Origin of the sequence: Bradyrhizobium australafricanum (assembly GCF_020329495.1) — a bacterium.
Taxonomy (GTDB): domain Bacteria; phylum Pseudomonadota; class Alphaproteobacteria; order Rhizobiales; family Xanthobacteraceae; genus Bradyrhizobium; species Bradyrhizobium australafricanum.
In genome coordinates this window covers 1-13,878 of the sequence record NZ_JAGKJL010000113.1, presented here as the reverse complement: position 1 = coordinate 13,878, position 13,878 = coordinate 1, and the positions used below count along the sequence as shown (strand labels likewise).

The 13,878-nt window shown below is 64.1% G+C and carries 13 protein-coding genes; 6 read left to right on the top strand and 7 right to left on the bottom strand.

Going from position 1 to position 13,878, the window contains the following annotated elements; translation table 11 throughout:
• Positions 1-217: helix-turn-helix domain-containing protein (locus J6525_RS44295; protein WP_225647727.1), on the bottom strand; the 217-nt coding region annotated here is incomplete at its 3' end.
• Positions 218-732: 515 nt separating this feature from the next.
• A complete protein-coding gene (locus J6525_RS44290; protein WP_225649355.1) occupies positions 733-1,542 on the bottom strand; it encodes a hypothetical protein in 810 nt (269 codons plus the stop codon).
• 760 nt (positions 1,543-2,302) lie between these two features.
• Here J6525_RS44290 and J6525_RS44285 point away from each other — a divergent pair.
• The gene (locus J6525_RS44285) at positions 2,303-4,576 is read left to right on the top strand and encodes a PAS domain S-box protein (RefSeq protein ID WP_225649354.1); all 2,274 of its coding nucleotides are present in this window, start codon (positions 2,303-2,305) and stop codon (positions 4,574-4,576) included.
• A 219-nt stretch (positions 4,577-4,795) separates the two neighbouring features.
• Positions 4,796-5,824: an ABC transporter substrate-binding protein gene (locus J6525_RS44280; RefSeq protein WP_225649353.1), complete on the top strand. Its 1,029-nt coding sequence runs from the start codon at positions 4,796-4,798 to the stop codon at positions 5,822-5,824.
• A gap of 275 nt (positions 5,825-6,099) precedes the next feature.
• Here J6525_RS44280 and J6525_RS44275 read toward each other — a convergent pair whose 3' ends face one another.
• Both J6525_RS44275 and J6525_RS44270 read right to left on the bottom strand, forming a co-directional pair.
• Positions 6,100-7,329: an ABC transporter substrate-binding protein gene (locus J6525_RS44275; protein ID WP_225649352.1), complete on the bottom strand. Its 1,230-nt coding sequence runs from the start codon at positions 7,327-7,329 to the stop codon at positions 6,100-6,102.
• A gap of 183 nt (positions 7,330-7,512) precedes the next feature.
• Entirely contained in the window at positions 7,513-8,490 is a 978-nt protein-coding gene (locus tag J6525_RS44270) for a GlxA family transcriptional regulator (RefSeq protein ID WP_225649351.1), read from the bottom strand.
• A gap of 152 nt (positions 8,491-8,642) precedes the next feature.
• Here J6525_RS44270 and J6525_RS44265 point away from each other — a divergent pair, with 152 nt between their 5' ends.
• Positions 8,643-8,906, top strand: coding sequence for a tautomerase family protein (locus J6525_RS44265; protein WP_092077865.1), 264 nt, complete (start codon positions 8,643-8,645; stop codon positions 8,904-8,906).
• Between the two features lie 166 nt (positions 8,907-9,072).
• Here J6525_RS44265 and glnA read toward each other — a convergent pair whose 3' ends face one another.
• Entirely contained in the window at positions 9,073-10,482 is a 1,410-nt protein-coding gene (gene glnA / locus J6525_RS44260; protein WP_028333940.1) for a type I glutamate--ammonia ligase, read from the bottom strand.
• A gap of 151 nt (positions 10,483-10,633) precedes the next feature.
• Entirely contained in the window at positions 10,634-10,972 is a 339-nt protein-coding gene (locus J6525_RS44255; protein ID WP_011441447.1) for a P-II family nitrogen regulator, read from the bottom strand.
• Between the two features lie 354 nt (positions 10,973-11,326).
• Here J6525_RS44255 and J6525_RS44250 point away from each other — a divergent pair, with 354 nt between their 5' ends.
• The 3 genes from J6525_RS44250 to J6525_RS44240 all read left to right on the top strand — a co-directional run bounded on the left by J6525_RS44250 (position 11,327) and on the right by J6525_RS44240 (position 13,585).
• A complete protein-coding gene (locus tag J6525_RS44250) occupies positions 11,327-12,826 on the top strand; it encodes an NAD(P)H-hydrate dehydratase (protein WP_225649350.1) in 1,500 nt (499 codons plus the stop codon).
• Positions 12,816-12,944 carry a hypothetical protein gene (locus J6525_RS44245; protein ID WP_376708658.1) on the top strand — a complete coding sequence of 43 codons (129 nt, stop codon included), beginning with the start codon at positions 12,816-12,818 and terminating at the stop codon, positions 12,942-12,944. The genes J6525_RS44250 and J6525_RS44245 overlap by 11 nt, the downstream gene beginning before the upstream one ends.
• A gap of 86 nt (positions 12,945-13,030) precedes the next feature.
• A complete protein-coding gene (locus tag J6525_RS44240; protein ID WP_225649349.1) occupies positions 13,031-13,585 on the top strand; it encodes a flavin reductase family protein in 555 nt (184 codons plus the stop codon).
• A gap of 16 nt (positions 13,586-13,601) precedes the next feature.
• On the opposite strand, the gene J6525_RS44235 is transcribed toward J6525_RS44240, so the two are convergent.
• On the bottom strand, positions 13,602-13,878 hold a 277-nt coding region (locus J6525_RS44235; RefSeq protein ID WP_225649256.1), incomplete at its 5' end, for a transposase.

The window sequence follows — 13,878 nt, the reverse complement described above, 5'->3', positions numbered from 1 at the left end:
CACAAACGGCCCTTTCTTCAACCGCGGAGAGGCTGGTCGTGAGGTTCTTCGGCCGGTGCGAGCGGTCTTCGACCGTCGTGCGGCTGCGCCAGCGATAAATCGTGGTCTCGCTGACCCCCAATTCGGCCGCCAACTGAGCGACCGACTTCCGGCTGCGCTGGATGTAGGCACGTGTCTTCGGCGTCGTCGTGGCGTTCGCGTGCAAGCTCAGTTCCATGACACGAGGCGCTCCCTAACAAAGGCCACGCCTCGTTCTACACCGATTCCATCCAACCAATCTGCAGGGACCAAACACTTTTTCGCAGGGACGACACCGAATGTGTGGCGTCGTCTGTCCGTCGGGTCGGTCGGTCGCACCTCGGATCGGGAAGCAATGAAAGACACGGAGCTTTCCTTTGCCAATCCATGCGAGCCGAGCGGCAGGCGAGTAGATCGTCCACTCAGGGCGTCACGAACGCAAAGTGTGTTGTCCCCGCAACGTCACAAGAGTTCCGTTGAGCATCGCACCTGTTGGGGCTTCACTGTGTGGCAAATTCCCAGTCTAATAACGGCGGACCTGAGGCAAAGATTTTACCACCAAGACGTTCATTTAAGATCAGGTTCAAGAGGCCGCTGACCAGCGCCAGCGGCCTCTTCGTGTTGCTTCGTTGATCGTGTTGCTTCGTTGATCGCAAAGTGCAGGTATCGGCCGTTGCCGCGTCGACGGCACGCAGGAAGCAGCACGTCACGGCATTAGCGCACTGACCATGGCCATGCCGGCGGTTGCGGTTTGCTGGTGGCGTGCGGCCGCGTCGGGGTTGGCGCCGGTTTGCGCGTCTGGGCAACATCGGTCGACGGCCGCGGACGCGGCAGTGGTATTTCCGGGGCTACCGTTGGCTGTTCGGGGCTTACCTTTGGCTGTTCGGGGCTCACCTTCGTCTCTGCGGCGTTGGCGATGACACCGGCCAGCTGTTCCTGGCTTGCGTTGAGCCGCTCGGTGACCGCCTCGCTTTCGCGCGCCATCTGATCCTGAGTCGCCTTGATGTGGTCGATGATATCTTTGCTGCGTGCCAATTCTGCTTGGCTCGCCTCGAGTTGGCTTGCGAGGTTTTTATGGTCGCGGCCCAATTGTTCTTGCCTCACCTCAAGCTGTTCGACCGCTTGCCTCAAGGCAGCGAGATCGCGCGCCATCGGTTGAAGCTGCTGCGCCAAGTCGGAAGAAGGTGCGGCGGCAGTCGGCGCAACGTCTTTCGGCGCGGCGTCTTTCGGCGGGGTTTGCGCAGGAGGTGAGGTGTAGCCAGGGGAGGCCACCATCGCCGTATCGCTGGGTGACGACCACCACCAAGCAGCGCCACCTATGCAAGCTGCCAGCACGGAACCGACAATGGCAAGGTGGCGCCAATCCGCCAATCGATGAACCGCTTCTAGCGGCGCGTGAAACGCTTTCTTGCCGGTCGGCGGGCCGGAAGGGCTGACTCCTGCTTCGCGCGCGAGGTTCGAAAGCTGCTCTTCCAAGCTCACGAGCCGCCCTTCCGCGACCCTGTCATTCAGCATGGAATCCATTTTGTGCTCCGTATCAAATGCAAGGTCGCCCGCCTTGAGAGCAGATCCGCTCTTCGGCGCGCTAACATTCAACGGGACCCAGATGGGTATTTGCAGCTTAAGCTTACGGGGGATGAGGATGCGGCCTGCACGTCACATCGTCTCTCTTTTTGTAAGCTCATCCTTCCTGAACTGTCCCGACGATTTTGGCCGAGATATTGTTCGTCCGCAATCGGGAACACCGCTTGCCACGGGGCGCTCGAGCTCGTGGATCGAGGTCCTGTTCGGCCGCCTCACGATGCGTGTCGCAGCCGAGGCACGTTACTTCGAGGTGTCGTAAGTCGGCGTTGAGAGCGTCGCCAAGCGCCGGCGAGGGCTGGGCTGGACCCTGAAACGCGGGAGTGTTCCATGTTTGGCGAGCGACCATGTCGGCATCCCGCCTGGCGCGTTCGGCCGACGGCTGACCACGGCGCCAAACATGTACTCCGGGGCCCTCCTGCAAATTCTCAGTATGTTGAGTTGTGCTGCCGGCGAGATGTACCGCTGGTCGACAGGTCGCAGCTATTCTTCCGTTATTGCGCGTGCGCCGGAATCGGCCTTCCTCCGTACTAATACGGATACGAAAGTGGCGGATTGCAGCGCCGGACTCGGCTAAGCAACAGGGATATTTGCTCCGGCGCCGACGACCCTTTCCGAATACTGCTTTTCCTTTTCCATTTTCGGGTGCAGCCGACACGAGGGGTTGGTCGGGATGAATTTGTCGGGCCGTCTGGCGATGGGGATGTTGTTTCCCGTCGCCGCGCTCCTGCTCGCGCTGGGCTTCATCCATGGCGTAACCTGGCCGGGCGTTCTGCTCGCGGGTGGCGCGGTTGCGGTGGTATTGATGACGGCTGAGGTGATTGCGAGATCGCTGTCCAGGACGCCCGCCCAGCTGGTGCGGGCGGCGGAGGCGCTGTCGCGCGGCCAGCAGGTCTCGCTCGGCTCAAGCGATGACGGCGAGACCGCTCAGCTCGCGGCGACGCTTGCCGAATTGTCGGCGCAGCTGGGCAGCAGGCAGCACCTGCTGGAGAAGACCGTCGAGAGCATCCGCGATCCGGTGGTGGTCGCCGACGAGCACGGGATGATCGTGATCGTCAACGCCGCGGCGCGACGGCTGTACAGTGTCGAACCCGGTTTTGATACCCTGACCGGCGTTCGCACCTTCCAGAACTATTATGCCGACGGCACCACCGTGATGCCGATCCCGGACACGCCGATGGCGCGTGCGCTGCGCGGCGATGACGTCGACGATTTCGAGCTGATCGTCAAACCGCAACCGCCGCAACCGGCCGTCTTCCTTGTCGTCAACGCGCGGCCGCTGCGCGACGATACCGGCAATCTGCGGGGCGCGGTCGCCGTACTGCACGACGTCACCGCGCAGCGTCGGGCGCACCAGGCGCTGGTCGAGAGCGAGCAGATGGCGCAAGCCATCGTCAGGACCGCGCTCGACGCCTTCGTCCAGACCGACCAGGACGGCGTCATTCTCGACTGGAGCCCGCAGGCCGAGGTGCTGACCGGCTGGACGCGCTCCGAGGCGGTCGGTTATCGGGTGGTCGAACTGGTGTTTCCGGAGGAGCTGCGCCTTGCGCACCGGCAGCGGATCACCCGCTTCCTGCAGGAGACCGCGGCCGGCGGCATGGGCATGCGCTATGAAACGGCGTGCCTGCACCGCGACGGTCACCGGTTCTATGTCGAGGTGTCCCTCAACGCGCTGCGCCGCGGTGACGGCTGGATCATCAATTCCTTTGTCAGGGACGTCAGCCAGCGCCGGATCGCCGAGGAGCAGTTGATCCAGGCGCAGAAGTCGGAATCGCTGGGGCGGCTGACCGGCGGCATCGCGCACGACTTCAACAACATGCTGACCGTGATCACCGGCACGATCGAGATCCTCGCCGACGGCGTCAAGGACAACCCGCAACTCGCCGCAATCGCCAAGCTGATCAGCGATGCCGCCGATCGCGGCGCGCAGCTCACCTCGAGCCTCCTGGCATTCGCGCGCAAGCAACCGCTGCAGCCCGGCGAGGCCGACGTCAACGACCTGGTCGGCGAGGTGGTCCGGCTGCTGTCGCAGACGCTCGGCTCGCAGACCGAGATCAGGACGGAGCTCAGCCGCAACGCCTGGCTCGCCTTCGTCGACCGCAGCCAGCTTGGTGCTGCGCTGGTCAATCTCGCCATCAATGCGCGCGATGCCATGCCTGACGGCGGCACGCTGACCTTTGCGACCCGCAACATCCAGCTCGGGATTCCCGACGCCGTGGCGTGCGGCGTCGAGCGCGCCGGCGATCATCTCGTGATCGAGGTGACCGATACCGGCACCGGCATTTCGCCGACGCATCTGGAGAAGATCTTCGATCCGTTCTTTTCCACCAAGGAGGTCGGGCAGGGCGCCGGGCTCGGGCTCAGCATGGTGTTCGGCTTCGTCAAGCAAAGCGGCGGCGGTATCGAGGTCAAGAGCGAGCAGGGGCGCGGCACCATCTTCAGGATCTATCTGCCGAAGGCCGACGGCACCGTACAGCGCGCGGCGGAGGAGGACGATCTGCCCATCAGGGGCGGCGACGAGACGATCCTGTGCGTGGAGGACGACCCTACGATCCGGGACTATGTCACGGGCCAGCTCGAAAGCCTCGGCTACAACGTGCTGGTTGCGGCGAACGCGGACGCCGCGCTCGAAATCGTCAACCGCGGCACCGCGTTCGACCTTCTGTTCACCGATATCGTGATGCCCGGCAGCATGAACGGCCGGCAATTGGCGGAGACACTGATGGCGGGGCGCCCGGCACTGCGGGTGCTGTTCACCTCGGGCTACAGCGACGGCGTGCTGCCCGCGCAGCAGGGGCGTGGCGGCCACGGCATTCCGCTGCTGACCAAGCCCTATCGGCGCGGCGAGCTGGCGCGGATGCTGCGGCGCTGCCTTGATCTTCAGGTCGACTTTCAGGGCGATCCGGTTCCGCAGCCTTATTCCGTGCAGCCCGATCTCGAACGCTTCCTGCGCGAGAATCCGCCCGCGAAGACGTAGACCGCGGCGTGACCTGGATGCCAACGGGTCCGCAAGCGCGGCCCGATGATAAACTGCGCGAAACCATCATCCCTGACGTGGCCGCTATTTGGTGGTTTCGCTTCGCTCTACCCATTCTACGCGCTAAGCTCCCGCGACAAGGGCGCGGCCGGTCAACGGCCCGATCTCAGGGAGTATGGAATGCAGGACCGCAAATGATCGAGGCGCGACTGGCTCAAGGTGACGGCGGCCGCCGCCGCCGGCATGGTATTCGCGGAGCCGCTGCGCGCGGCGGCGCCGCCGGCGGAAGCCGTGACGCCGGAGCTGATCGCAGCCGCCAAGAAGGAAGGCAAGATCTCGTTCTACAGCGCGCTGGAGCTGAACACGGCCGAGCGTCTCGCGCGTGACTTCGAGCAGAAATATCCCGGGATCAGCGTCCGCGTCGAGCGCTCGGGCGCGGAGCGTATCTTCCAGCGCATCGCACAGGAGCAGGGCAGCGGCATCAACGCCGTCGACGTCGCCAATTCCACAGATCCCGCGCATTACCTCGACTGGAAGAAGAACGACTGGCTCGCGGCCTATGTGCCGGAGGACGTCGCCAGGCATTTTCCGGCCGACCAGATCGATCCCGACGGCACCTCGGCGACATCCTGCGCCTGGTTCGAGGTGATCGGCTACAACACCGAGCAGGTGAAGCGCGAGGAGGCGCCGAAGAGCTACGCCGACCTGCTCGATCCCAAGTGGCGCGGCAAAATCGTCAAGGGCCACCCGAGCTATTCCGGCGCGATCATGACCGCGACCTTCGTGCTGGCACGCGACCTCGGCTGGCCGTATCTGGAGAAGCTGTCGCAGCAGCGCGTGATGCAGGTGCAGTCGGCGGCCGATCCGCCGAAGAAGATCCTGCTCGGCGAGCGCGCGGTGATGGCCGACGGCAACGACTACAACCTCGTGCTGGCCAAGGATCAGGGCAAGCCGGTCGAGGTGGTCTATCCCGCCGAGGGCGCGCCGCTGATCATCGTCCCCAGCGGCATCTTCAAGAACGCGCCGAACCCGAATGCGGCGCGGCTGTTCCAGAGCTATTTTTTCAGCGCCGAGACCCAGCAAATGCTGGCTGACGAATTCGCGCACCGCTCGTTCCACGCCAAGGTGAAGGAGAAGGCCGGTCACGTGCCGCTCGACAAACTGAGAATGCTCAAGGCCGATCCGGCCCAGGTGCAGGTGCAGTCGGAGGAGATCAAGGCGAGGTACGCGAAGCTGTTCCGGGTGTAGGTCAAGCTCCGCAGGATGGGTAGAGCGAAGCGAAACCCATCGCCCCCGTGCAGGGGCGAGATGATGGGTTTCGCTGCGCTCTACCCATCCTACAGATCCGAGGCTACTAGCGTCATTGCGAGCGAAGCGAAGCAATCCATCTGTCCGGATACGCGGAGAGGTGGATTGCTTCGTCGCTTCAGCGCAAAATTGCTTTGCAATTTTGCCGCGAGCTCCTCGCAATGACGCGGATAGCGCTCGGACAGCCGGGCGGCGCAGTGAGGGTCTGCGGTCGGCTAACCTCCTACTTCCGCGCTGAGCATCGGCCCGAACAGCTCCCATCGCTCGCCCTTGAGTCGTCTGAGCTGCATCTGCTTGATCGGCGCGAAATCGATCGGGCTGGTGTTCATCGTGATACCGGGCAGCAGGTTGGTGGTGCGGAAGGCCTTCAGGTTGGCGGCCTGCTTCATGACGTTGGCGCGCGTGAGATCGTCGCCGCACTGCTTAAGCACCTGAACCAGCGTCTGAGCCGCATTGTACCCTGTCATAATCAGGCTGTCGGCCCGATTGCCTTCGGGGAAATATTTGGAGAGATATTCGTCGAACGCCTTCATGCCGGGATCGTCCTTCCATTGCGGATCGAGCGGATCCATCAGGTAGGCCACCGAGATGATGCCTTGTGCGTTCTCGAAGCCGGCAGGCTGGATCACGGCGCCGAGCGAGGAACCTACCGAGTTGAGGATGTGCAGCGGTTTCCAGCCGATCTCGGCCGCCTTCTTGATGGCCTGCGCCGCGAATTTCGGTGTGGCGATGTCGACGAATACGTCGGCATTCATCGATTTCATCTTGACGATGTGCGTGTCGATCGTCGGCTCGGCCACCTCATACGCATCCTCGATCACGATCATCGACGCCGCCTTGTCGCCGAGGCCGTCCTTCAGGCCCTTGAGATAGTCCTTTCCATAATCGTCGTTCTGGTAGAGGACCGCGATCCTGCCGCCCGGCTTTTCCTTCAGGATGTGCTTGGCGTAGATCCGTCCCTCGCTCTGATAACTGGGCTGCCAGCCCATGGTCCACGGGAAGTTCTGCGGATCGTTCCACTTGGTGGCACCGGTCTGAATGAACAGCTGCGGTACCTTCTTCACGTTCATGTATTTCTGAATCGCGCCGTTGGATGCCGTGCCGAGAGAGGCGAAGATCAGCAAGACCTCGTCGCCTTCGACCAGCTTGCGCGCCTGCTCGACCGTCTTCGGCGGACTGTAGCTGTCGTCGTAGGAGATGAAGTTGATCTTGCGGCCATTGATGCCGCCCTCGGCGTTGACCTTGCGGAAATAGGCCGCCTGGGCCCGGCCGCTGGTGCCATAGGCAGATGCCGGCCCGCTATAGGGCATGATGTTGCCGATCTTGATTTCGGTATCGGTTACGCCGGTGTCGTATTTCTTCTGGGCAAATGCGCTGCCAGCACAGACAGCGAGAATGGTGATGGCGGTCGAAAGCGCCGCCATTCGTCGAGCGACGAAAGACATCTCGTTTCTCCCCATGCAGAAAATGAATGTGTGTTTTATCGAGGGCCGCTTTCGGGTCCTTGCCGGCAGTGAACACCCGAGCCCAGGCGTTGTCGATCCCGGAAACACAACCTTGTGTGCGGTTCGCATCACGTCATCAGGTTCGTCAGCGTTGCTGACCGTAGTCTTCCGGGCTTCCTGCGATCAGGCTGCGCGCATCGATCGCTGCGCGCGATAGGCCTGCGGCGATGTCAGCGTGAGCTTGCGGAAGGCCTTTCGAAAGCTGCTCTCGTCCTCATAGCCGGTGGTGCGGGCGATCGCCTTGATCGGCTGCGCTGTGGTCTCCAGCAGCGTGCGGGCGTGCTCGACGCGGCGGCGCATGATGAAGGCCTGCGGCGGCTCGTGGGTCAGTTCGCGGAAGCGGCGGTTCAGCGTGCGTTCGCTGAGGCCGAGCGCGTGCGCGAGGCCGCGCACCGTGATCGGGGTCTTGCCGGTGCGGCGCACCAGCATGTCCGCTTTCATCAGCAGCGGGTCCTGGCCGAGCATGTAGCCGAGCGGCATGAAGATCGCCTGCGTGCGCTGTGCGGTGTCGATCACGGCATAGTCGGCGCAGACCTTTGCGACCTCCGCGCCTTCGACGAGTTCGATCAGCCGCAGCAACAGATCGACCCACGACATCGGACCGGCGGCGCAGACCAGGCGATCCGCCTGCGTGATCACGGCATCACCGGCGAGATCAACCTTGGGATGGCGGCGGCGCAGCTCGCTCTGCAGCCACCACGTGATGGTGGCGCGGCGGCCGTCGAGCAGGCCGGCATTGGCGAGCAGCAGCACGCCGCTGCAGAACGCGCCGATCAGCCGGCCGCTGGCATGCTGCTGGCGCAGCCAGGCGCCAGCACGGTCATATTGCGGTTGCAGGCGCTCGGCGGTGAGATGATCGACCAGGCTGCCCGGCACGATGATCGCGTCGCACGCCGTCCGCCTGCCCACCGCACCATCGACGGCGAGCAACTTGCCGCCGCCGGCGCGCACCGCCTTGCCGTCGAGCGAGAGCGTCTGCCAGCTGAAGCGCGCCTTGCCGCCGCGCAGCTGCATCACGTGGTTGGCGAGGGTGAGGATGTCGGCGATGCCGGCGACCGCCGATTGCATGCAGCCTTCCAGCGCGAGGATCGCAAGCTTCATGGGACCTCCGGAATTTGCCGTCATGCTAGCCGATCAGCGCAATCGGGCGGTGGCAGATATTGCCCGATCTCTGTCCGATCGGCCACTGCCTGATTTGGCCGTGCCGGTCCATCTTCGCTGCGTTGTCACACCCTCAGCAATGGAGAGAGACCATGCCTTACGTCACCATTTCCACCGTCCGCGGCATCTTCGATGTCGCGCAGAAGCAGGCGCTGCTGGAGCGCGTCACCGATCTCATGGTCGAGATCGAGGGGCAGGGTAACCCGGACTTCCGCCGCAACGTCTGGGTCAAGATCGAGGAGGGCGAGCCGGCGAGCTGGTCGCTCGGCGGGATGATCCCGACGCCCGACATGATCGCGGGCAAATTCGGCGCGCTCGACGCCGGCGGACGGCGGCTCGCCAAGGCGAAGGCGTAACCGCCCTTCGTAGGATGGGTAGAGCGAAGCGAAACCCATCATCTCAAGGCTTGCACCGGTGCGATGGGTTTCGCTTCGCTCTACCCATCCTACGCACCGTTCTCACCCAAAAACAAAAGGCGCTTCCGGTGGAAGCGCCTTTCGCATGTCGTCGGTGCCGTAAGATTTACAGCGAGTAGTACATCTCGAATTCCACCGGGTGCGGGGTCATTTCGAAACGCGCGACCTCGGTCATCTTCAGCTCGATATAGGCGTCGATGAAGTCGTCGTCGAACACGCCGCCGTTCTTGAGGAACGCGCGGTCCTTGTCGAGGCTCTCGAGCGCCTCGCGGAGCGAGCCGCAGACGGTCGGGATCTGCTTCAGCTCTTCCTTCGGCAGATCGTAGAGGTCCTTGTCCATCGCCGGACCCGGATCGATCTTGTTCTTGATGCCGTCAAGACCGGCCATCAGCATCGCGGCGAAGCCGAGATAGGGGTTGGCCATCGGGTCGGGGAAACGCACCTCGACGCGCTTGGCCTTCGGGTTCGCGGTGTAGGGGATGCGGCAGGCCGCCGAGCGGTTGCGCGCGGAATAGGCGAGCAGCACGGGGGCTTCATAGCCCGGGACCAGACGTTTGTAGGAGTTGGTCGACGGGTTGGTGAAGGCGTTGATCGCCTTGGCGTGCTTGATGACGCCGCCGATGTAGTGCAGGCAGGTCTCCGACAGGTCGGCGTATTTGTTGCCGGCGAAGGTCGGCTTGCCGTCCTTCCAGATGGACTGATGCACATGCATGCCCGAGCCGTTGTCGCCGTAGACCGGCTTCGGCATGAAGGTGGCGGTCTTGCCGTAGATGTGGGCGACCTGGTGGATGCAGTACTTGTAGATCTGCATATGGTCGGCCATCAGCGTCAGCGTGTCGAACTTCATGCCGAGCTCGTGCTGGGCCGAGGCCACCTCGTGGTGATGCTTCTCGACCTTGACGCCCATCTTGGCCATCGCGCCGAGCATCTCCGAGCGCATGTCCTGCACCGAGTCCTGCGGCGGCACCGGGAAGTAGCCGGCCTTGGTGCGGATGCGGTGGCCGAGGTTGCCGCCCTCATATTCGGTCGCCGAGTTGATCGGCAGCTCGGAGGAGTCGAGGCGGAAGCCGGTGTTGTAGGGTTCGGCCGAATAGCGCACGTCGTCGAACACGAAGAACTCGGCCTCGGGGCCGACGAACACGGTGTCTCCCACGCCCATCGACTTCACCATCGCCTCGGCCTTCTTGGCGATGCCGCGGGGGTCGCGGTTGTAGGGCTCGCCGGTGGTCGGCTCGAGCACGTCGCACGTGATGACCATGGTGGTCTCGGCGAAGAACGGGTCGATCGTCGCGGTGACCGGGTCGGGCATCAGGCACATGTCGGATTCATTGATCGCCTTCCAGCCGGCGATCGACGAGCCGTCGAACATCGTTCCCTCGGCGAAGATGTCATCGTCGATCATGCTGACGTCGAAGGTGACGTGCTGCCACTTGCCGCGCGGATCGGTGAAGCGCAGGTCGACGTATTTGACGTCGTTGTCCTTGATCGATTTCAGGACGTCTTTGGCGGTCTTCATGAATACCCCTTATGGATGTGCGGGTCGGTTTCCAGCGGAGAGCGACGTTATTCCCGCTTTTGGCGAGTTCGTGTGACTACACAAACGAAATCAGGCTGCCGAAGCAGCCTTTTTTCTCTTTTGCCGTCAGAAAATCCGGATAGCACCGCCCTTAAATAGCGTCCAGCCCGGATTCGCCGGTCCGGATGCGGATGGCTTCCTCGATGTTGGAGACGAAGATCTTGCCGTCGCCGATCCGGCCGGTCTGCGCCGCGCGGCGGATCGCGTCGATCGCCTTCTCGACCAGGTCGTCGCCGATCACGATCTCGATCTTCACCTTGGGCAGGAAGTCGACGATGTATTCCGCACCGCGATAGAGTTCGGCATGGCCCTTCTGGCGGCCAAATCCCTTGGCCTCGGTGACGGTGATGCCTTGCAGTCCGACTTCCTGGAGCGCTTCTTTCACCTCGTCGAGCTTGAAGGGCTTGATGATGGCTTCAATCTTCTTCACTGAGCGCCTCCCGGGCATTGCAGATTGCAGGGTCGAGTTCGATGCGCGTGGGGCGCAGTCTGGTTGGTCTTAAGGCTTCCGGCCGGTGGCCGGAAACACGCGCAATGGTCGCATGAAGCGGCCTTGCGCGCGGCTTCCTCAAAAGCAGGGTCTATGCCAAGTTGTTAAGGTCCCCGATTTCAGAATGTTATCAGCCTTTTAACAGGCAATCGGCTGATATCGAACCACATGGGCTATGATATCCAAGCCTAACAAATAGGCAAATAGATCAATCCGTATGCAGTCGGCCAGTAGAAACCCCGCGAACGTCACAGGAATTGCCTCTCGAAAAGGCGAAGCGATTGAGGATTCGGCATGGACGTTCTGACCACGACCGAGATGGAGCGCGCTGACCGGCTGACCATCGCAGCCGGAACGCCGGGCTTCGCGCTGATGATGAGCGCGGGCCAGGCCGTCGCGGAAGCCGCGATGGACCTGGTCGAGGAGGGGCCGATCGTGGTGGTCGCCGGCCGCGGCAACAATGGCGGCGACGGCTTTGTCGCTGCCGCCGAGCTTGCCGCGCGCGGCCGCGAGGTCTCGGTGATCCTGCTCTGCGAGCGCGACAGCCTGCAGGGCGACGCGGCGCTGGCGGCGAAGGGCTGGAAATATCCGGTGCTGCCGTTCAACCCGCAGGCGCTCGGCAAGCCGGCGCTGATCGTCGACGCGCTGTTCGGCGCCGGCCTCAACCGGCCGGTGAAGGGCGATCCGCTGGAGATGATCGCGGCGATCAATGCCAACGGTACGCCGGTGCTGGCGGTCGATCTGCCGAGCGGCATCAACGGCACATCGGGCGCCGTGATGGGCGCGGCCGTGCAGGCCACCGAGACCGTCACCTTCTTCCGCAAGAAGCCCGCGCATCTGTTGCTGCCGGGCCGGATGTATTGCGGCCGGGTGCGTGTTGCCGACATCGGCATCGCCGCGCAGGTGCTCGACGAGATCAAGCCGCTCACCGCCGAGAATGCGCCGGAGGCCTGGCGATGGTCGTTTCCGGTGCCGCGGATCGACGGCCACAAATACGCGCGGGGGCACGCCGTCGTGGTGTCGGGCGATCTCGCCTCGACCGGGGCGGCACGGCTCGCCGCGCGCGCGGCGCTGCGCGCCGGCGCCGGCCTCGTGACGCTGGCCTCGCCGCGTGATGCGCTTGCCGTCAATGCCGCGGCGCTGACCGCGGTGATGGTGCGCGCGGTCGACAACCCGATCCAGTTCGCCGAGCTGCTTGGCGACAAGCGCCTCAATGCCTGCGTGATCGGTCCGGGCGCCGGGGTCAGCGCGCGGACCCGTGACTTCGTCCACACCGCGCTGTCGGCGCAGCGGCATCTGGTGCTCGACGCCGACGCGCTGACCAGCTTTGCCGGCGCGCCGGACCGGCTGTTCGAGGCGATCAAGGCAAGCGCCGGTCAGCAGGTGGTACTGACGCCGCATGAGGGCGAGTTTCCGCGGCTGTTCAGCGATATTTCCAACAAGCATCCCGGCCGCTCCAAGCTCGAGCGCGTGCGCGCGGCGGCCGAGCGCTCCGGCGCGGTGGTGCTGCTGAAAGGCGCCGACACGGTGATCGCGTCTCCCGACGGCCGCGCCACCGTCGCCGCCAATGCGCCGCCCTGGCTCGCCACCGCCGGCGCCGGCGACGTGCTGTCGGGCATCATCGCGGGTTTCCTGGCGCAGAGCGTCGCGGCCTTCGAGGCCGCCAGCATCGGCGTCTGGATGCACGGCGAGAGCGCGAGCGAGGCGGGCCCCGGCCTGATCGCGGAAGATCTCACCGAAGTGCTGCCCGCCGTGTTCCGCCGCCTCTATGACGAGTTCGGGATTGAGTATTAGGCGGCTCGCGCTGGCCGACATGGATGCCGCCGCGCGCGTGCATCGCGCGGCATTCGATCAGGCGCTGCCGCGGCTCGGCGGCCTGCACACGCCTGACGGCATTGATCGGATGATCTGAACAACTGGTTAGATATTTGCGTTTCTGCGATCGGTCGAGCTGGCCTATACGATTCAAAACCGTCGCCTCTCGCCCGGAACAGTCAGATGAACGCACCGACCAGCCTGCTTTCGACCGCCTCACGTAACGCCGCCCCGGCTCACGGGAGCGTCGACCCCGCGTCCTATCGCGCGGCGATGCGCCACCACGCCGGTGCGGTGACGATCCTGTCGGCGGGCGGCCCGGGCGACAGAACGGGGATGACGGCGACGTCGGTCTGTTCGCTGTCGGACACGCCGCCGCGGCTGATCGCCTGCGTCAACCGCTCGGCGAGCGCGCATGGCCTGATCCGGCGCACCGCCGCGTTCGGCGTCAACATGCTGCACGCCGACCAGGCCGAGCTGGCCAATGTGTTCGCCGGCCGCCGCGGCATCGAGCGGGACGATCGCTTTTCCGACGCCGACGGCTGGCTGTCGCTGGTCACGGGCGCGCCGATCCTGCGGGATGCGCTGATCGGCCTCGACTGCGAGCTGATCGACGAGCATGCGCACGACACGCATTCGATCTTCGTCGGCGTGGTCCGCGCGATGCATCTGCGTGAGGGGGAGACGCCGCTGATCTATTTTGGTGGCGCGTTCTTCGGGTTGGCCCGGCGGACCTAAGAGTCTGACTCATAAATCACCCAACCTTAGCTGCAGCCGCGAGTCTGCGGGTCAGGAGCCTGATGTGTGCAATCAGCAGCCAGGCAGCTTCGGTTGCCACCGTCGCCTCGAAGTCCTTGGCGAGGCGGCGGCATCTGCCGAACCAAGCGAATGTGCGTTCAACCACCCACCGCCTCGGCAGAAGCTGGAAGCCTTTGACGCCTTGAGGCCGCTCGACGATCTCGACAGTCCATGGACCGCAGTCTGAGAGCGCGTCGAGGAGTTGATTTCCGCGGTAGACCCGGTCGGCAAAG

Coding starts and splice junctions, on each gene's coding strand:
- J6525_RS44285 (WP_225649354.1), top strand. CDS start 2,303: ATGTTGTTTCCCGTCGCCGCGCTCCTGCTCGCGCTGGGCTTCATCCAT.
- J6525_RS44290 (WP_225649355.1), bottom strand. CDS start 1,542: ATGGATTCCATGCTGAATGACAGGGTCGCGGAAGGGCGGCTCGTGAGC.
- J6525_RS44265 (WP_092077865.1), top strand. CDS start 8,643: ATGCCTTACGTCACCATTTCCACCGTCCGCGGCATCTTCGATGTCGCG.
- glnA (WP_028333940.1), bottom strand. CDS start 10,482: ATGAAGACCGCCAAAGACGTCCTGAAATCGATCAAGGACAACGACGTC.
- J6525_RS44250 (WP_225649350.1), top strand. CDS start 11,327: ATGGACGTTCTGACCACGACCGAGATGGAGCGCGCTGACCGGCTGACC.
- J6525_RS44275 (WP_225649352.1), bottom strand. CDS start 7,329: ATGTCTTTCGTCGCTCGACGAATGGCGGCGCTTTCGACCGCCATCACC.
- J6525_RS44270 (WP_225649351.1), bottom strand. CDS start 8,490: ATGAAGCTTGCGATCCTCGCGCTGGAAGGCTGCATGCAATCGGCGGTC.
- J6525_RS44240 (WP_225649349.1), top strand. CDS start 13,031: ATGAACGCACCGACCAGCCTGCTTTCGACCGCCTCACGTAACGCCGCC.